Raw genomic sequence first — 16,118 nt, forward strand, 5'->3', positions numbered from 1 at the left:
CCGAACGGGTCTTAACCCGTTCGCAAAAGCCCCCTCACTTCAGCAGCATCCACAGCGCCATCGCCACCATCATCACGTTCTCGGTGAGCGAGACGAAGCCCAGCGGCACGTTCGAGCTGCCGCCCACGCAGGCGCACTTCAGCTCGCGCTTCTGGATATAGACGGCGTAGAACACCGAGACGGCGCCGACGCCGCCGATCACCAGCGCGATGGGCGCGGCCACGAACGTCAGCGCGCCCGAGATCATCAGCACCGCCGCCAGCGCCTCGGCGAAGGGATAGATCTTCGCATAGGGCACCCAGCGGCGGGCCAGCAGGTCGTAGCCCAGGAACATCGTCGAGAAGCTCTCGATATCCTGCAGCTTCTGCGTGGCGAGGATCGCCATGGAATAGGCGATGAACCATTCGCCCGCGCGCATCGTCAGCAGCGCGCCCGAAGTCGCCCAGCTGGTCGCCAGCGCCATCAGCGCCGCCATTGCGAAGATCGCGAGGACCGGGCGGTAGCTGGTCGCCTTGGGATCGCGCACCGGCTTGCCGAGGAACCGGCGCAAGTCGTCATGACCGCCGATCCGCTCGCCGTTGATGAAGGTCTGTGGCGTCGTCTTCACGTCATGCTCGCGCTTGAAGGCGTCCACCTCGTCGCGGTTGCGCAGCCAGTGGTCTTCGACCGCATAACCCTGTTTTTCGAGCAGGTACTTTGCCCGCAGACCCCAGGGGCAGACGTGCTTGTCGAACACCATGCGATAGAGCCGGGCGACGGGCTTGCCCGAAGGCGCGGTCTGGGCGGGAGAAGTAGCAGCAGTGGTCATCGTTTCACTTTCTCGAACAGGTCGACGAGTTCGGCGAACTTGGCGGTCTGTGCCGCCGGATCGCCCGAAGCGATCGCCTCGGCCACGCAGTGCGCGGTATGCTCGCCCAGAATTTCGCTCTCGGCCTTGCCCAGCGCTGCCTTCACCGCCTGCAACTGGTGCAGGACGTCGATGCAGTAGCGCTGGTCGACCAACATCTGCTGAAGCCCACGCACCTGTCCCTCGATGCGTTTCAGCCGGTTTATGGTGCGGGTGCGGTCGTGATGCATGATGTGAACTCGTCTATGCTTAGGGCTCAAAAATACCCATAGGGGGTATATGGGGTGGGGGTGGGACGTATCAAGACCCCACGCGCTGTTGCGCGAAGCCGCATCTGGCGGCACAAGAGTGACGACTGCGGTGGGGACCGATATGACAGATGCGATGATAGCGCTGCTGCTCGGCGGGACTTACGACGGCAGCGTGCAGCACTGCGTCATCAACTATGCGCTGTTGGCCGCGGGTGTCGGTCTTCACACGGTGCCGGAAGCATCGCCGGTCGAACAGCGCGGAGGCTGGGTTCCACTTGCTGTCGGTATAGCCATCTTGCAGGTGTTCCTCTGGCTGGCGGTCCATGCCGAAGGCGTATCGCTGGTGTGGTCGGCGCTATATGGCCATGCCTTTGCTGGCACCGTCTGGCGCGGCAGACCTTTGCGTCTGGCATTGCTGAGCGCCGGCGCGCTGGGCCTTGTTTATTACGCCGTCACATTCCCGCCGGTGACGACGGTGGCGCACCTGCTGGCGGCGCTGATAGGCGCGGGCTGGTTCTGGGGCTGGCGCATGATGGCTACGCGCAAGGTCGCGATTTAGGCATCGCTCGAAGCAGCGCGTCCTGCTGCTCGCCCGGCATTTCTCGGCCCTTCAGTTCTCGCGGATAGCCTGCAGGAACGCCTCGCCATAGGCATCGAGCTTGTAGGCGCCGACGCCGCCGATCGCCGCCAGATCGCTGCGGCTGGCAGGGCGCGTCTCGGTCATCTCGCGCAAGGTGGCGTTGGAGAAGATGTGATAGGGCGGCACGCCGGCTTCGGCGGCGAGCGAGCGGCGCAGTTCGCGCAGCGCCTCGAACAGCGGATCGCCGAACGGATCGGGGCTATCGTTGCCGCCCCTGCTGCCGCGCTTGCGGCGTTCGCTGCGCGGCGGCACGACGATCATCACGCTCGCCTCGCCTTTCAGGATATCGCGTGAATCGCCACCCAGCGCGAGGCCGCCGTGCTCGGTCGGCACCAGACTGCCGCGCGCCTGCAGGGCACGGGCGAGCGGCTTGAGCAGCGGGCGCTCGTCTTCGGTCAGGATGCCGAACACCGAAAGCTGGTCATGCCCGCGCTGGAGCACGCGGTCGTCGCTGACGCCGCCGAGCACTTTCTCCAGATGGCCGAGGCCAAAGCTCTGTCCAGTGCGGTAGACGGCGGAGAGCAGCTTGCGCGCCAGTTCGGTGACATCGTTGACCGAAGGGGGCGTCAGGCAGTTGTCGCAGTTGCCGCAAGTCGTGGGCGGTTCCTCGCCGAAGTGGCGCAGCAGCACCGCGCGGCGGCAGGCGGCGGTCTCGACCAGCCCGGCGAGCGCATCGAGGCGCTGGCGCTCGCTGGCAAGGCGATGCGGCTCGATCTCGGACAGGCGCTGGCGCGCGCGGGCGAAGTCGTCCGCGCCCCACAGCATGATCGCCACCGAGGGATCGCCGTCGCGCCCGGCGCGGCCGGTCTCCTGATAGTAGCCCTCGATCGACTTGGGGATACCGGCGTGCGCCACGAAGCGCACGTCGGGCTTGTCGATGCCCATGCCGAAGGCGACGGTCGCCACCATCACCATGTCTTCCGATGCCACGAAGGCGGCCTGATTGCGGGCACGCACTTCGGGGGAAAGCCCCGCGTGATACGGCAGCACCCGGCGTCCGGTATCGCGGGCAAGGCCTTCGGCCAGCTGCTCCACGCGGGCACGAGTGGAGGCATAGACGATGCCGGGGCCGGGGTTCTCGTCGAGCACGGCCTTCAGCTGACGCTGCACGGTCTCGCGCGGGCGGATCGCATAGCGGATGTTCGGGCGGTCGAACCCGGCGACGATCAGCCCGTCTTCGGCAATGCCCAGTTGCGTCAGGATATCGGCGCGGGTGTGACGGTCTGCCGTTGCGGTCAGCGCGAGGCGCGGCACGTCCGGGAAGGCATCGAGCAGCGGTTTGAGCAGGCGATAGTCGGGCCGGAAATCGTGGCCCCATTCGGAGACGCAGTGCGCCTCGTCGATGGCGAACAGCGCCACGCGCGCGCGAGACAGCAGTTCGCGGAAATGCGGCTGGCTGGCGCGTTCGGGGGCGACGTAGAGCAGGTCCAGCTCCCCTGCGCGAAAGGCGCGCATCGTCGCGTCGCGGTCGGTATCGGCGCTGGTGAGCGCGGCGGCGCGAATGCCGTTGGCGCGGGCCGAGCGCAACTGGTCGTGCATCAGCGCGATCAGCGGCGAGACGACGACGCAAGTGCCGTTCAGCAGCACGGCGGGCAACTGGTAGGTCAGCGACTTGCCCGCACCGGTCGGCATCACCGCCAGCGTGGAGTGGCCCTCCAGCACGCGGCCGACCACCTGATCCTGTACGCCGCGAAAGCCGGAGAAGCCGAACGTCTCGTGCAGCGCGCGCGAGACATCTTCGGGCGAGGGCGGCGGTCCGGCTTCGAGGATGGGAGCAGGAGCGAAGTCTTCGTAGTCGGCTACCGGCGCCCAGCCGTGGTCGCTGCCGTCATCTTCGGCGTACCAGGAGGTGGCCCAGGAGGTGGCGTCTGGCCAGTTGTCGTCGTTCTCGTGCTCGGTCACGGAGGCAGCCTATGCCAGATGCGCCGGGGCGATGGGAAGGCGGTGCAGGCGGTCATGCCCCGAATTTGCCGCCCTCTTTTTCGGCTCTCTTTTCCGGCGCCTTTACCCGCCACTTCGGGCGCGCTCCGGTGTTGCCCGGATGCCGCATTTTGCGCGGGCTGTTATGCCCATGCCGAAACCCGGGCACTTTTCGCGGCCACGGGAGTTTTACCAAAGACGAATGGACAACAGGGAGTCTTGCTTATGTCTGCCTACGTTTTCCGCAGCAGCCGCCCGCACGAGTCGGTGCTTCCTCGTTCGCACCGCGATGCGCACCAGCGCCTCAATACGTATGGACCGATCCAGCCGATGGACCAGCCCACCGGAATCCTGCGACGCCTGTTCGGTCGGGGGTGAGACGAGATCCTGCCGCACGAGCCGAGTCGGGTCGCACCACTTTTGTTCGGGTACGGCAAAGGTAAATTTTAAACGATTGCACTTCTCGTCGATCCGCGCTCTCGTCCGTTAGACGCGGCTTTGCGGCTGTGCGTCCAGAACGCCTCTCCAGAGGCGGCGGGCGATTCTCTCCCGTCGCGCAGGAACGGGAGTATCGCGTTATGGGTATCGACTGGAACGGCGCCTTCGTGCGGCGCCAGGAATTGCATGCGGCATGGCTCGGCGAGCATGCCTTTGCCGAAGACGCGCGCGCCGTGAAGGCGCTTGCGCGCCAGATGGGGCGAGACACCGCGCCGGCGCTGGATGAACTCGCCGCGCGCGGCCTTGCCTCGGCGCTGGCGGTCCTTGCGATGCAGGATGCCGCCGAGCTGTAGCCTTGTAGGCTGTTTGATAAATGCCCAGATGGGCATTTATGAGCCGGCACCGGCCCTCTCCCCCACCCGCAGGATAATACCGTTGGGTGGTGGGTGGGGGAGAGGGCCGGTGCCGCAAAATTCGCGTTCTGCGAATTTTCAAACGAACTCTTAGTGTAGCCTTACAGGCCTGCGCTCAGCAGCCACTCGTGGAAGATGCGCACGGGGCGGGTTTCCAGCGCCTTGGGGCGGCAGATGAACCAGTAGCGGTAGGGGCTGTCGACCTCGATATCGTAAAGGCGGGCAAGCCGGTCGTCATGCGCGCGGCGGAAGTGGTCGTCGTGCATGATGGCGATGCCGAGGCCCTGCGCCGCCGCTTCCAGAACCAGCTGGCCCGAATTGAAGCGGTCGACCGAGGCGGCCTCCAGCTTGTTCATGCCGATGGCGGTCTTCCACGCATCGAGGCTTTCGGGCAGGTCGTTGTGGATGAGGAAGGTCTGCTTCGACAGCTTCTCGCGGTCAGGCACCGGGCCGATCGCTTCGGCCAGCTCGCGCGAGACGATGGCGTAGACCTTGTTGTGATCGAGCTGCACCTTGTAGAACGCCGGGTCCGGTTCCTTCGAGAGGATCACGGCGGCGTCCAGCGTATCGCCGACGCGGCCTTCGAGGTTCGATCCGGTGTCGATGTCGATGTGCAGGCGGGGATGCAGCTTGCGCAGTTCGGGCAGGCGCGGGAACAGGCGCTGGCCGCCGAACAGCGCGGGCACGCCCAGATGCAGGCGCAGCACCTGACCGCGATCGATCTGCGATTCCACCGCTTCGGCCAGCTCTTCCAGCTTGGGGCCGACGACATTGTAGAACGCCATGCCCTCGTCCGTCAGCTTCATCGCCTGATGCTGGCGCGTGAACAGCCGCTTGCCGGTGAAGTCCTCCAGCGCCGCGACCCGGCGCGAAAGCGCGGAGGGGCTGAGCGCGAGTTCGTTGGCAGCCGCCTTGGCCGATCCCAGACGGACCACACGGACGAAAGCTTCAAGAGCGCGAAGGGGGGGGAGGCGACGAACGGGCAAGGTCTGTTCTTTTCTTCCGCTGGGCACCCGGTGAAGGGCGCACGTTTCAGGTTTGGGGGTCTCTCGCCAAATCGTCCTCGGGCGGATGGAGCCTGAGCCGGGAGACGTGGCGCTCGTTGCCGTCGATCACCTCGATACGCCAACCGCTGTCATGCTCCAGGATCGTGCCGACCTCCGGGACTTTCTCCGCGAGGACAAAGGCCAGTCCGCCCAAAGTGTCAACTGCTTCCTCCACTTCGGCGAGCCGGGTGTCTATTCTTTGCGCCACTTCTTCGAGTTCGACGCGGGCATCGGCCTCCCACATGCCGTTTTCCAGCGGCACCAGCAGGTCTTCGGGAGCATCGTCGTGCTCGTCCTCGATATCGCCGACGATTTCCTCGACCAGATCCTCGAAGGTGACGATGCCGTCGGTGCCCGAATATTCGTCGATCACCACGGCCAGATGGGTGCGGCGCGCGCGCATGTCGGCCAGCACGTCGAGCGCACCGCGCGCCTGCGGCACGAACAGCGGCTGGCGCATCAGCACGGTCCAGTCGGCGGGCGGCGCTGCCTTGCGGGCGAGGATGGGGAACACGTCCTTGATGTGGATCATGCCGCGAATCTCGTCGAGCGTCTCGCCATAGACCGGCATGCGGCTGTGGCCATGCTCGGCAAAGGCCTCGACCACTTCGTCCCAGCTGGCCGAGGCGGGCAGGGCGATGATCTCGCCGCGCGGGATCGCCACATCGTCGGCATCGTGTTCGGAAAAGTGCAGGAGGTTGCGCAGCATCTGCCGCTCGATCGGCGAAAGATCGCCCGATCCTGCAACTTCCGGAGTCTCGTCGCCCTCGTGATCGTCGATCACCTCTTCGAGGCGGGCGCGCAGCGACTGGTCGGCATCGGACTGGAAAAGCCTGCGGAAGACACGCCAGAGCGTGCCGCTACTGTCCGGTTCTCCCGAGCCGGTCTCGGTGGTGCGGCCATTGTCGGCCATGGTGGTGGAAATCCCCTGTAGAAGTGTCAGTTTCGATGCATTGCAGGCAATTGCGAAAAACGCCAGCCCTTAGGTGCGATCCCCATATGGGTCGGGAAGCCCGAGCAGGGCAAGCGCCTTTGTTTCGAGGGCTTCCATCGCGATAGCGTCCTCCTCGGAAATCTCGTGGTCGAGCCCCGCAAGGTGCAGCAATCCGTGGACGATCAGGTGGCTGGCGTGGTCGGCAACGGATATGCCCTTGTCCGCGGCCTCGCGCGCGCAGGTCTCGAAGGCCAGCGCGATGTCGCCCAGCATGTCGGGCGCGCCGTCGGGGGCGAGATCGAGCAGGTCGTCGCGCTCCATCATCGGGAACGAGAGGACGTTGGTGGGCTTGTCCTTGCCGCGCCACTCGCGGTTGAGCACCTGCACTTCGGCATCGCTGGTGAACAGCAGGCTGACCATCAGCCGCACGTTGTCGATTTCGGGAGCGACCTGCGCCAGCGCCTCGGCGGCGCGTTCCGCAAGGTCCGGCCAGTCGGTATCGCCGGGCCAGGGTTCTTCGATGTCGATTTCGAGATTCATCGCATCCGTCCTAGCCTGTGGGGCGGAGCGAGGGAAGCGGGGATGGCCGGGTTTTAATTCGTCTGTGGCGCGATGACGAAGCGGAAGAAGAAGGCGGGAATCCAGAGGCACAGGCGCGGCCTGCCCTCAATGCACCTTCGCCACGTCGGCAGCGTCGATCGGGCCTTCGTAGGCCTCGACGATGCGCCCGACGATCGGGTGGCGCACCACGTCCGCTGCCGTGAAGCGGGTGACGGCGACGCCTTCGACGCCCTCCAGCCGGTTCACGGCATCGGCAAGGCCCGACATGCGGTCGCCACCGGGGATGTCGACCTGGCGCGGGTCTCCGCACACCACCATGCGGCTGTTCTGGCCGAAGCGCGTGAGGAACATCTTCATCTGCTCACGCGTGGTGTTCTGCGCCTCGTCGAGGATGACGAAGGCATCCGCCAGCGTGCGACCGCGCATGAAGGCGATCGGGGCGATCTCGATCTCGCCATTGGCGAGACGGCGCTCCACCTGCTCGGGCGGCATGCAGTCATACAGCGCATCGTAGAGCGGGCGCAGGTAGGGATCGACCTTGTCCTTCATGTCGCCGGGCAGGAAGCCGAGCTTCTCGCCTGCTTCCACCGCCGGGCGCGAGAGGATCAGGCGCTGGACCGATCCGGTCATCAGCTGGCTGACCGCCTGTGCGACGGCAACGTAAGTCTTGCCGGTGCCTGCCGGGCCGAGCGCGAAGATCACGTCGGCCTTGGCCAGCTGGCGCATATAGTCGATCTGCGTGGCCGAGCGCGGCACGATCGTTTTCTTGCGCGTGCGGATCATGATGGGTGGCACGCCGGCCCCGGCATCGCCGGTGATGATGCCTTCGAGCGTGGGCTCGGTGCTCATCGCGATCAGCGATTCGATCGCGCCCGAATCGAGATCCTGTCCCTGCTCCAGACGGCGGTACATGCCGGTCAGCGTCTCACGCGCGCGGGCCACCGAATCATCGGGGCCTTCGATCATGATCTTGTTGCCGCGCGCGGAAATGTAGACGCCGAGGCGGTTTTCCACCTGCACAAGGTTGGCATCGAACTGGCCGAACAAGGCCCCCAGCAGCACGGGTTCGTCGAAATCCAGTTCGGCTCGGGCACGACGATGGGTTTCGGGACGGAGTTGCGCCGGGTCTACGGCACGGGCTGCTTTTCGGGCCATGCGCTCCTTTCGGGGTTCTCTCGCAAAGGACGGATGGAAAACGCCATTCGTCCTGTCCTGAAGATGGCTCCGCACATCGCGCCGCGCAAGGGCGCCCGTAGGGAGGAAAATCGTTTCATGGGGGATAATCGGTCGTTTCGGCGTCCTGTTACGCAACTGTAGCGCTGCTGCGACATTTCTTGCCACATGCTGCATTGCCGGTTCGATGCGAATTCAGCTTGGCAGGGGCAAACATGAATGCGTGGTCCCCGAACAAGGGGGCTCCGGAATAGAGAAGGAGAGCAACCATGAAGAAGATCCTGATGGCCGCCGTTGCTGCAAGTGTCGCGCTGCCCGCGCTGGCAGCACCCACGATCGCTTCGGCGCAGTCGCGTGCCGAAGTCCGTCACGACAACCGCGAGATCCGCCAGGACCGCCGCGACCTGCGCCATGACCGCCAGGAGCGCCGCGAGGACTGGCGTGACTATCGCAATTCGCACCGCGACGCTTTCCGCCGTCCCGCGTATGCAGGGCCGCGTGGCTACCGTTATGTCCGCGTCGGCGTCGGCCACCGCTTCGCGCCTGCCTATTACGGCCAGCGCTACTGGGTGAACGACTATGCCCGCTATCGCCTGCCCGCGCCGCGCGCCGGTGCCCGCTGGATCCGCTACGGCAACGATGTGGTGCTGGTGAACACCCGCACCGGCGTGGTGCTCCAGGCCTATAACGGCTTCTTCTGGTAAGCCGCCCTCAAAAAAGACACCCAAGTACGTTCTCCCGTACGCAGGAAGGCCCCGGTTCGCGCCGGGGCCTTTTTCGCATGCGACGAACGGGCTCAGCGGTCTGGCGAAACGGGCACCGCGCGCCGTTGCGGCAAGGCGGCGGCGGCGCTATCCCTTGCGCCATGAACACGCTTCGCATCATCGCCTGCTCGCTCGCCGCCGTTTCGGCGCTGGCTCTCGCCTCGTGCAAGGACAAGAGCGCGCCGCAGCCCGCGCCGACGCAAAGCGCCGCGCCGAGCGAGGCCGTGGTAACGCGCCAGTCGCCCGAGGCCTGGCTGAAGGCGCACTTTGCAGGCGATCTGCGCTCCGAGATCGATTCGCTGCGCTATGCCAAGGCGAGCGTCGACCTCAATGGCGACGGCAAGGACGAAGTGCTGCTCTACGCGGGCGGCTCGATGCTGTGCGGCAGTGGCGGCTGCGACCTGATCGTGCTGACGCCGGACGGCGACAGCTGGCGCATGGTCGGCGATCTCTCGGTCGTGCAGATGCCGGTGGGCGTACTCGACAGCAAGACCAACGGCTGGCGCGATCTGGCCGTCAGCGTGTCTGGCGGCGGCGCCGATGCGGGCGTGATGCGGGTGCCGTTCGACGGCAAGGCCTATGCCGACAATCCCACCGTCGCCCCTGCCGAGCCGAGCGACACCCTTGGCAAGGTGCTGATCCCGCAGGCCGAACTCCAGCCGCTTCCGGCATCGACGGCAGTTCCGGTGGACGGCGCCAGCCCTGCGAACTGATCCCTACCGCGCCAGCCATTCGCGCAGGGCGGCGTTGACCGCCTCGGGATGCTCCATCGTCGCCATGTGGCCGCAGTCGGGAATCTCGACATAGGCGCAGCCGGGAATCGCGTTTGCCATCTCGCGAGCGCGTTCGGGCGGGGTCACGCGGTCCTCGTCGCCGACCACCACCAGCGCGGGAACCGTGATGGTCGTCAGCGTCTCGCGCGAATCGATACGGTCCATGATCGCCTGTTGCTGCGCCATGTAGGTGCCAAGGCCGACGCGTTGGGCCATCTGCAGCACGCTCTGGAAGATCGGCTCCGGGCAATCGCGCGCGACGAAATGGCGCAGGCCGTTTCGCAGCATTTCGGCGTAGCCAGTGGTGCGGGCGCTGGCGATCGCCGCTTCGCGCAGGCGCGTGTCGCCCTCGGTATCGGCGCGGGCGCTGGTATCGATCAGTGCAAGGTGGCTGATCCGCTCGGGCGCCTGCCGCCACACTTCCATCGTCACGTAGCCGCCCATCGACAGCCCGGCGATGGCGAAGCGCTCGGGCGCCGAGGCCAGCAGGCGCGCGGCCATCAGCGCAATCGAATCGTCGTTCAGCGTATCGGCGATGGAAGCGTCCGCCACGTCGGCAAGGCCTGCCCGCTGCGCGGCCCACAGCGCCGCATCGCAGGCAAGGCCGGGTACGAGAACCAGCGGTGTCTTCACGGTCATGCGGTGATTTCGGCCGGAACCTTGAGCACACCGGCCAGGCTGTTCGGCCCGGCGCTGGCGATCTCCACCGTCACCAGATCGCCGATCGCCGCCTCACCGATGAAGTGGACCGACTGCAACCACGGCGACTTGCCCAGCCACTGGCCGGGAAGCTTGCCGCGTCGTTCGACCAGCACGGTGCAGGTCTTGCCGACGGTCGAGGCATTGAAGGCGGCCTGATCGCGGTTGAGCGCGGCCTGAAGGCGCTGGAGCCGCTCGTCCATCACGGCGGCGGGCACCTGATCGCCCATCGTCGCCGCAGGGGTTCCGGCGCGCGGGGAATACTTGAAGCTGTAGCACTGCGAATAGCCGACCGCGTCTACCAGCTTGAGCGTATCCTCGAACTCGGCCTCGGTCTCGCCAGGAAAGCCGACGATGAAATCGCCCGACAGCGCGATGTCCGGGCGCACGGCCCGCACCCGGTCGAGGATCTTGAGATAGCTTTCCACCGTGTGGCTGCGGTTCATGGCTTTCAGCACGCGGTCATTGCCCGCCTGCACCGGCAGATGGAGGAACGGCATCAGCTTGGCGTTCTCGCCATGCGCGTCGATCAGCCCCTGCGTCATGTCGTTGGGGTGGCTGGTGGTGTAGCGGATGCGCGCCAGCTCGGGGATTGCCGCCAGTTCGCGGGCGAGGCCATCGAGGCCCACCGGGCGACCCTTCGCGTCTTCGCCGCTCCACGCATTGACGTTCTGGCCCAGCAGCGTGATCTCGCGCGCGCCCGCCTCGACCAGCCGCTTGGCCTCGTCGATCAGGGCCGCATAAGGCCGCGAGATTTCCGCGCCGCGGGTATAGGGCACCACGCAATAGGTGCAGAACTTGTCGCAGCCTTCCTGCACCGTCAGGAACGCCGACGGACCGGACCTGCGACGACGCGGCAGCGCGTCGAACTTGGTCTCGGCAGGCATGTCGGTATCGGTGGCGCGGCGACCGGCGACGGCCTCGGCAACCATCTGCGGCAGGCGGTGATAGGCCTGCGGGCCGACGACCATCTTTACGGCGGGCGCGCGGGTCATGATCTCCTCACCCTCGGCCTGCGCGACACAACCGGCGACCGCGATCAGCGGCGAGGTGCCATCGTCGCGCTTCAGACGGCCGATGTCCGAATAGACCTTTTCCGCCGCCTTCTCGCGAATATGGCAGGTGTTGAGCACCACGAGATCGGCATCCTCACCCTCCGGCGCAGGGGCGATGCCCTGTTCGGCCAGCAGTTCGGCCATGCGCTCGCCGTCATAGACGTTCATCTGGCAGCCGAAGCTCTTGACCCGGTAGGTCTTCGGATTGGCAACAGGAGAGGAAGGTGTCTGCATGGCCGCGCCGATACCGGAAAACTGTGGGCTTGGACAGGGGGGGGGTGGACAGGGGTTGGACAGGGGGGGGTGGACAGGGGTTGGACAGGGGGGAGGGCAGAACGCAAAGCTGACATGGCCTGCCTGTTTGCAGAACAGCCGCCTTCCAATCCGTTTTCCTACAGCCTGTGCCTTCCGGTATTTTCGCGGGCATGGATAGCTCTCCCCGCCCCGCTCGCCCTTGCTCGCAACCCGTGCCCAACAGCGAATATCGCTGGACGCAGGAGAAGGTGCTTGTGTTCCTGCGCGCGCTGGCTTTCGGGCACTCGGTCGCGGCGAGTGCGCGGCTGGTGGGGATGAGTCGCCAGTCGGCCTATCGCCTGCGCGAGCGGCTGGGAGAGGTATTTGCCGAGGCGTGGGACGAGGGGCAACGCGTCGGGGCGCTGCGGCGGGCGCAGCACTATGCACGGGCGCCGCAAGGTGACACTCCGGGGCCAAGGTGACACTTTGCCTCTGGACCGTGTCAACTGTGTCAACCAGAGTGTCACCTTGGGTGAAGGGGGCGCCTGCATTTCGGGTCGCATAAAGCGTGATTTCCCGCTATCCGCGCGCGTCATGAGCAAGACCGAAACTTTGTACGCCGCCTTTGCAGGCCACCTGAACGCCGCGCTCGATGCGCTGGAAGCGGCCGGTTCGCTGCCGGGCGGCCTCAAGCGAGGGGCGATCACGGTCGAGCCGCCGCGCGATCCCTCGCATGGCGACCTGTCCACCAACGCGGCGATGGTGCTGGCCAAGCCTGCGGGCATGAAGCCGCGCGACGTGGCCGAGGCGCTGGTGGCCGAACTGGCCAAGCTGGAGGATGTCACCTCGGCCGAGATCGCCGGGCCGGGCTTCATCAACCTGCGCCTCTCGCCCGCCGCCTGGATCGCCGAACTGCGCGCGATCGGCACGCTGGGCGCCGATTACGGCCGCTCGACGATGGGCGGCGGCAAGGTGGTGAACGTCGAATACGTCTCGGCCAACCCCACCGGTCCGATGCACATGGGCCACTGCCGCGGCGCGGTGGTCGGCGATGCGCTGGCCAGTCTGCTGGAGTTCGCAGGCCACAAGGTGGTCAAGGAATACTACGTCAACGATGCGGGCGCGCAGGTGCAGGTGCTCGCCCGCTCGGCGCATGTCCGTTACCGCGAGGCACTGGGGCATGATGTCGGCGCGATCCCCGAGGGGCTCTATCCGGGCGAATACCTGATCCCGGTGGGCGAGCAGCTCGCCGCCGAGTTCGGAGACAAGTACGCAGCCGCTCCCGAATCGGAGTGGCTGGTGCTGTTCCGCGAAAAGGCGGTCGCAGCGATGCTGGTGATGATCAGGCAGGATCTCGCCCTGCTCGGCATCCACCACGACCTGTTCTCGTCGGAGGCCGAACTGCAGGCCTCGGGCAAGCCGGACGAGGCCGAGGCGTGGCTGCGCGCCAAGGGCCTGGTCTATGACGGCGTGCTCGAAGCGCCCAAGGGCAAGACGCTGGACGATTGGGAAGCGGTGGAACTGCCGCTGTTCAAGTCGACCGCGTTCGGCGACGATCAGGACCGCCCGATCAAGAAGTCGGACGGCACCTGGACCTATTTCGGCGCCGATCTCGCCTATCACTTCCAGAAGGCGCAGAGCGCCGATGCGCTCGTCGATATCTGGGGCGCGGACCACGCAGGCACCGTCAAGCGGATCAAGGCCGCCGTTGCGGCGATGACCGGCGAGAACGGCGAGGAGACCCCGTTCGAGGTGAAGCTCGTCCAGATGGTCCAGCTGCTGCGCGATGGCGAGCCGGTCAAGATGTCCAAGCGCTCGGGCAACTTCGTGACGCTGGCCGATGTGGTGAACGAAGTGGGCAAGGACGTGGTGCGCTTCACCATGCTCACCCGCAAGCCCGAAGCGCAGATGGACTTCGACTTCGCCAAGGTCGTCGAAGCCTCGAAGGACAACCCGGTGTTCTACGTGCAGTACGCCAATGCCCGCGTCCACTCGACGCTGCGCAAGGGTCTGGCCGAAGGCAACTTTGTGCCCTCGGCGGACGATCTGGAGCTGCTGGGGCCTGAGGAGCTGGAGCTGGTCAAGCTGGCCGCGCAGTTCCCCCGCATCGTCGAGGCGGCAGCGGTGGCGCGCGAGGCGCACCGCATCGCCTTCTTCCTCGGCGATCTGGCCGCCGCGTTCCATGGGTACTGGAACCTCGGAAACGACCGGATCGAAAAGCGCTTCGTTAACGTGCAGGATGGTAAGCTGACGGCAGCGCGGCTATTTCTGGCTGCACAGATGGGGCAATTGATCCGCAACGGTCTGGCCCTGCTCGGCGTCGAGGCCGTGGAGGAAATGTAAGGGCAATGGTGAATCCGTTCGGGGATCAGGCGTTCGGCGCGCAGGGCAATGGTCGCGACGAGGCGGGCCGCAACGCGGGAGACGGGTTCTTCCACGAGGCGCCGCCGTCCGGCGTGCAGGGCTTTGCGCCGGAACCTTTCGACGAGCCCGAACGGCTGAACCCCCAGTTTTCGGAGGCGCCCTCGGAAGCCCGGCGCCTCGACATGGGCGAGCCCGAAGTGCGTCTGCCCTGGCTCGAAGGCGACGACGAGGACGAGGATGACGAGCGCGGTGGCCTGAGCGCGCAGGGACTGGTGCTGATCGGCCTCGGTCTGGTGGCGGTGATCGCCATCATCGGCGCGGTGATCTGGGCGACGCGCGGCCATGGCGATCAGGAACTGGTGGCGGTTGGCGGCGTGATCGAGGCGCCCAGGACGCCCTACAAGGTCCGTCCCGACGATCCGGGCGGTCAGGTGGTCGACGGCACCGGCGATTCGAGCTTCGCGGTCGCCGAGGGACAGAGCCGCCCCGCGCGCATCGATGCGATGAACGGCGATGGCGGCAATGCTGCCGCGCCCGCGCAGCCCGGTTTCGACAGTGTCGGCGCCAAGCCCGGTGCGGCAGCTTCGCCTGCGCCGACGGCTTCGGCCACCCCCGCACTGGCCGGTGTCGGCGTGCAGGTCGGCGCCTATGCCAATACAGCGGCGGCGGAAGCGGGCTGGGCGGTGCTCAAGAAGCGCTACGACGGTCTTTCGGCTTTCCAGCACCGTGTGGTGCAGGGCACGGCGGATATCGGCACGGTCTATCGCCTGCAGGCGGTGACGGAGAATGCGGCGGCCGCCCGCACCTTGTGCGCGGGGCTCCAGCAGGCAGACATTCCCTGCCAGGTGAAGAACTGAGACGCTGAAGACCTGAAAAAGCGCCGGGAAAACCCAAGGGCATAGGGTATCCATCTCCCGCGATCTTGCGGGAGGCCCCCTGTTCGTGCGACGGATCGGCCATGGTTCCTGCAATCTTCGGCCTCTCCGGCCTGACCCTCAGCGCCGACGAGCGCGCCTTCTTCGCCGATGCCGATCCCGCGGGCTACATCCTGTTCGGCCGCAATATCGAGAGCCGCGAACAGGTTCGCGCACTGACGGATGAGTTGCGCGCGATCCACGGGCGCGACCGGTTGCTGATCTCGATCGATCAGGAAGGGGGGCGCGTCGCCCGGATGAAACCGCCGGTCTGGCCGGCCTATCCGGCGGGCGAGGCGTTCGACCGGCTCTACGAGATTGCGCCTGCCAGCGCCATCGAGGCCGCGCGGCTCAATGCCGAGGCGCTGGGGCTGGACCTTGCCGAAGTGGGCGCCACGCTCGATTGCCATCCGCCGCTCGACCTGCGCCAGCCCGGTGCGCACGATATTGTCGGCGACCGTTCGCTGGGCCACGACCCGATGCGCGTCGCCGCGCTGGGCCGGGCGATCCTCGAAGGGCTGGCGCTCGCCGGCGTTGTCGGGTGCGTCAAGCATATCCCCGGCCATGGACGGGCGATGGCGGACAGCCACAAGGAACTTCCCACCGTCACCGCCAGTGCCGAGGAACTCGAACGCGATATCGAACCCTTCCGCACGCTGAGCGCCGGGCCTTTCGTCGCCCCGGTCGGCATGACCGCGCATGTGCGCTATACCGCGTGGGACGATGCGCTGCCCGCCACGCTTTCACCCACGGTGATCGCCGAGATCATCCGGGGACGGATCGGCTTCGACGGCCTGCTGATGAGCGACGATCTCGACATGCAGGCGCTGTCGGGCAGCGTGCCGGATCTCGCCGGGCAGGCTGTCGCGGCGGGCTGCGACATCGCGCTCAACTGCTGGGCGAAGATGGAGGACATGACCGGTATCGCGCGGGCTCTGCCCGACATCGCCCCTCGCGCTGCCGAGCGGCTGGCGGCGGCGATGGCTTCGGTCACACCGCGCGTCTTCACCGAAGCAGACCGCGCGGCACATGCCGATCTCATCGCCCGGCGCGATGCGCTGCTTGCGCTGACGCCTGCGCCCGCCTGACCGC

Annotated in this window: 18 protein-coding genes; 9 read left to right on the forward strand and 9 right to left on the reverse strand. The window is 66.5% G+C overall.

Translation table 11 applies throughout. The annotated features are described in order from the left end of the window. Positions 1–34: 34 nt before the first annotated feature. Together AC3EC3_RS13875 and AC3EC3_RS13880 are read right to left on the reverse strand one after the other, a co-directional pair. Positions 35–808 (reverse strand): MauE/DoxX family redox-associated membrane protein, encoded by a 774-nt coding sequence (locus tag AC3EC3_RS13875; protein ID WP_488490192.1) that lies wholly within the window; start codon positions 806–808, stop codon positions 35–37. Next, complete coding sequence (locus AC3EC3_RS13880; protein WP_488490193.1) at positions 805–1,077, reverse strand: metal-sensitive transcriptional regulator; 273 nt, start codon at positions 1,075–1,077, stop codon at positions 805–807. Before AC3EC3_RS13880 ends, AC3EC3_RS13875 begins: the two co-directional genes overlap by 4 nt. Positions 1,078–1,219: 142 nt before the next feature. Between AC3EC3_RS13880 and AC3EC3_RS13885 the strand changes: the two genes are divergently transcribed. Beyond that, positions 1,220–1,657, forward strand: a complete 438-nt coding sequence (locus AC3EC3_RS13885) for a hypothetical protein (RefSeq protein ID WP_488490194.1) — start codon at positions 1,220–1,222, stop codon at positions 1,655–1,657. A gap of 51 nt (positions 1,658–1,708) precedes the next feature. Here AC3EC3_RS13885 and recQ read toward each other — a convergent pair whose 3' ends face one another. Next, positions 1,709–3,508, reverse strand: a complete 1,800-nt coding sequence (gene recQ, locus AC3EC3_RS13890) for a DNA helicase RecQ (protein WP_488490261.1) — start codon at positions 3,506–3,508, stop codon at positions 1,709–1,711. A gap of 375 nt (positions 3,509–3,883) precedes the next feature. Between recQ and AC3EC3_RS13895 the strand changes: the two genes are divergently transcribed. Both AC3EC3_RS13895 and AC3EC3_RS13900 read left to right on the forward strand, forming a co-directional pair. Next, complete coding sequence (locus tag AC3EC3_RS13895; RefSeq protein ID WP_488490195.1) at positions 3,884–4,036, forward strand: hypothetical protein; 153 nt, start codon at positions 3,884–3,886, stop codon at positions 4,034–4,036. Between the two features lie 200 nt (positions 4,037–4,236). Further along, entirely contained in the window at positions 4,237–4,449 is a 213-nt protein-coding gene (locus AC3EC3_RS13900; RefSeq protein ID WP_488490196.1) for a hypothetical protein, read from the forward strand. Between the two features lie 161 nt (positions 4,450–4,610). On the opposite strand, the gene AC3EC3_RS13905 is transcribed toward AC3EC3_RS13900, so the two are convergent. The 4 genes from AC3EC3_RS13905 to AC3EC3_RS13920 form a co-directional block, all read right to left on the reverse strand. Beyond that, a complete protein-coding gene (locus AC3EC3_RS13905) occupies positions 4,611–5,495 on the reverse strand; it encodes a LysR substrate-binding domain-containing protein (protein WP_260926606.1) in 885 nt (294 codons plus the stop codon). A gap of 46 nt (positions 5,496–5,541) precedes the next feature. Then, positions 5,542–6,468: a hemolysin family protein gene (locus AC3EC3_RS13910; protein ID WP_488490197.1), complete on the reverse strand. Its 927-nt coding sequence runs from the start codon at positions 6,466–6,468 to the stop codon at positions 5,542–5,544. A 69-nt stretch (positions 6,469–6,537) separates the two neighbouring features. Then, positions 6,538–7,029 carry an rRNA maturation RNase YbeY gene (gene ybeY / locus AC3EC3_RS13915; RefSeq protein WP_488490198.1) on the reverse strand — a complete coding sequence of 164 codons (492 nt, stop codon included), beginning with the start codon at positions 7,027–7,029 and terminating at the stop codon, positions 6,538–6,540. Positions 7,030–7,155: 126 nt separating this feature from the next. After that, complete coding sequence (locus tag AC3EC3_RS13920) at positions 7,156–8,205, reverse strand: PhoH family protein (protein WP_488490199.1); 1,050 nt, start codon at positions 8,203–8,205, stop codon at positions 7,156–7,158. 287 nt (positions 8,206–8,492) lie between these two features. Between AC3EC3_RS13920 and AC3EC3_RS13925 the strand changes: the two genes are divergently transcribed. Both AC3EC3_RS13925 and AC3EC3_RS13930 read left to right on the forward strand, forming a co-directional pair. Beyond that, a complete protein-coding gene (locus AC3EC3_RS13925; RefSeq protein WP_488490200.1) occupies positions 8,493–8,927 on the forward strand; it encodes an RcnB family protein in 435 nt (144 codons plus the stop codon). Between the two features lie 161 nt (positions 8,928–9,088). Then, the gene (locus AC3EC3_RS13930) at positions 9,089–9,700 is read left to right on the forward strand and encodes a hypothetical protein (RefSeq protein WP_488490201.1); all 612 of its coding nucleotides are present in this window, start codon (positions 9,089–9,091) and stop codon (positions 9,698–9,700) included. A gap of 3 nt (positions 9,701–9,703) precedes the next feature. On the opposite strand, the gene AC3EC3_RS13935 is transcribed toward AC3EC3_RS13930, so the two are convergent. Both AC3EC3_RS13935 and miaB read right to left on the reverse strand, forming a co-directional pair. Further along, entirely contained in the window at positions 9,704–10,399 is a 696-nt protein-coding gene (locus AC3EC3_RS13935; protein WP_488490202.1) for an alpha/beta fold hydrolase, read from the reverse strand. Next, complete coding sequence (miaB, locus tag AC3EC3_RS13940; RefSeq protein ID WP_488490203.1) at positions 10,396–11,748, reverse strand: tRNA (N6-isopentenyl adenosine(37)-C2)-methylthiotransferase MiaB; 1,353 nt, start codon at positions 11,746–11,748, stop codon at positions 10,396–10,398. Before miaB ends, AC3EC3_RS13935 begins: the two co-directional genes overlap by 4 nt. A 233-nt stretch (positions 11,749–11,981) precedes the next feature. On the opposite strand from miaB, the gene AC3EC3_RS13945 reads away from it, so the two are divergent. The 4 genes from AC3EC3_RS13945 (at position 11,982) to nagZ (ending at position 16,114) form a co-directional block, all read left to right on the forward strand. Further along, positions 11,982–12,230, forward strand: coding sequence for a hypothetical protein (locus AC3EC3_RS13945; protein ID WP_488490204.1), 249 nt, complete (start codon positions 11,982–11,984; stop codon positions 12,228–12,230). A gap of 112 nt (positions 12,231–12,342) precedes the next feature. Beyond that, entirely contained in the window at positions 12,343–14,091 is a 1,749-nt protein-coding gene (gene argS / locus AC3EC3_RS13950) for an arginine--tRNA ligase (protein ID WP_488490205.1), read from the forward strand. A 5-nt stretch (positions 14,092–14,096) separates the two neighbouring features. Beyond that, positions 14,097–14,969, forward strand: coding sequence for an SPOR domain-containing protein (locus tag AC3EC3_RS13955; RefSeq protein WP_488490206.1), 873 nt, complete (start codon positions 14,097–14,099; stop codon positions 14,967–14,969). Between the two features lie 101 nt (positions 14,970–15,070). Further along, the gene (gene nagZ / locus AC3EC3_RS13960; protein ID WP_488490207.1) at positions 15,071–16,114 is read left to right on the forward strand and encodes a beta-N-acetylhexosaminidase; all 1,044 of its coding nucleotides are present in this window, start codon (positions 15,071–15,073) and stop codon (positions 16,112–16,114) included. Positions 16,115–16,118 lie beyond the last annotated feature (4 nt).

It is taken from the genome of Novosphingobium sp. BAM6, assembly GCF_057784955.1.

What these genes read in the sequence shown, in the direction of transcription:
- AC3EC3_RS13930 (WP_488490201.1), top strand. Translation starts at nt 9,089, where the DNA reads ATGAACACGCTTCGCATCATCGCCTGCTCGCTCGCCGCCGTTTCGGCG.
- ybeY (WP_488490198.1), bottom strand. Translation starts at nt 7,029, where the DNA reads ATGAATCTCGAAATCGACATCGAAGAACCCTGGCCCGGCGATACCGAC.
- AC3EC3_RS13895 (WP_488490195.1), top strand. Translation starts at nt 3,884, where the DNA reads ATGTCTGCCTACGTTTTCCGCAGCAGCCGCCCGCACGAGTCGGTGCTT.
- miaB (WP_488490203.1), bottom strand. Translation starts at nt 11,748, where the DNA reads ATGCAGACACCTTCCTCTCCTGTTGCCAATCCGAAGACCTACCGGGTC.
- argS (WP_488490205.1), top strand. Translation starts at nt 12,343, where the DNA reads ATGAGCAAGACCGAAACTTTGTACGCCGCCTTTGCAGGCCACCTGAAC.
- AC3EC3_RS13925 (WP_488490200.1), top strand. Translation starts at nt 8,493, where the DNA reads ATGAAGAAGATCCTGATGGCCGCCGTTGCTGCAAGTGTCGCGCTGCCC.
- AC3EC3_RS13920 (WP_488490199.1), bottom strand. Translation starts at nt 8,205, where the DNA reads ATGGCCCGAAAAGCAGCCCGTGCCGTAGACCCGGCGCAACTCCGTCCC.
- nagZ (WP_488490207.1), top strand. Translation starts at nt 15,071, where the DNA reads ATGGTTCCTGCAATCTTCGGCCTCTCCGGCCTGACCCTCAGCGCCGAC.
- AC3EC3_RS13900 (WP_488490196.1), top strand. Translation starts at nt 4,237, where the DNA reads ATGGGTATCGACTGGAACGGCGCCTTCGTGCGGCGCCAGGAATTGCAT.
- AC3EC3_RS13885 (WP_488490194.1), top strand. Translation starts at nt 1,220, where the DNA reads ATGACAGATGCGATGATAGCGCTGCTGCTCGGCGGGACTTACGACGGC.
- AC3EC3_RS13880 (WP_488490193.1), bottom strand. Translation starts at nt 1,077, where the DNA reads ATGCATCACGACCGCACCCGCACCATAAACCGGCTGAAACGCATCGAG.
- AC3EC3_RS13910 (WP_488490197.1), bottom strand. Translation starts at nt 6,468, where the DNA reads ATGGCCGACAATGGCCGCACCACCGAGACCGGCTCGGGAGAACCGGAC.
- AC3EC3_RS13955 (WP_488490206.1), top strand. Translation starts at nt 14,097, where the DNA reads ATGGTGAATCCGTTCGGGGATCAGGCGTTCGGCGCGCAGGGCAATGGT.
- AC3EC3_RS13935 (WP_488490202.1), bottom strand. Translation starts at nt 10,399, where the DNA reads ATGACCGTGAAGACACCGCTGGTTCTCGTACCCGGCCTTGCCTGCGAT.
- AC3EC3_RS13875 (WP_488490192.1), bottom strand. Translation starts at nt 808, where the DNA reads ATGACCACTGCTGCTACTTCTCCCGCCCAGACCGCGCCTTCGGGCAAG.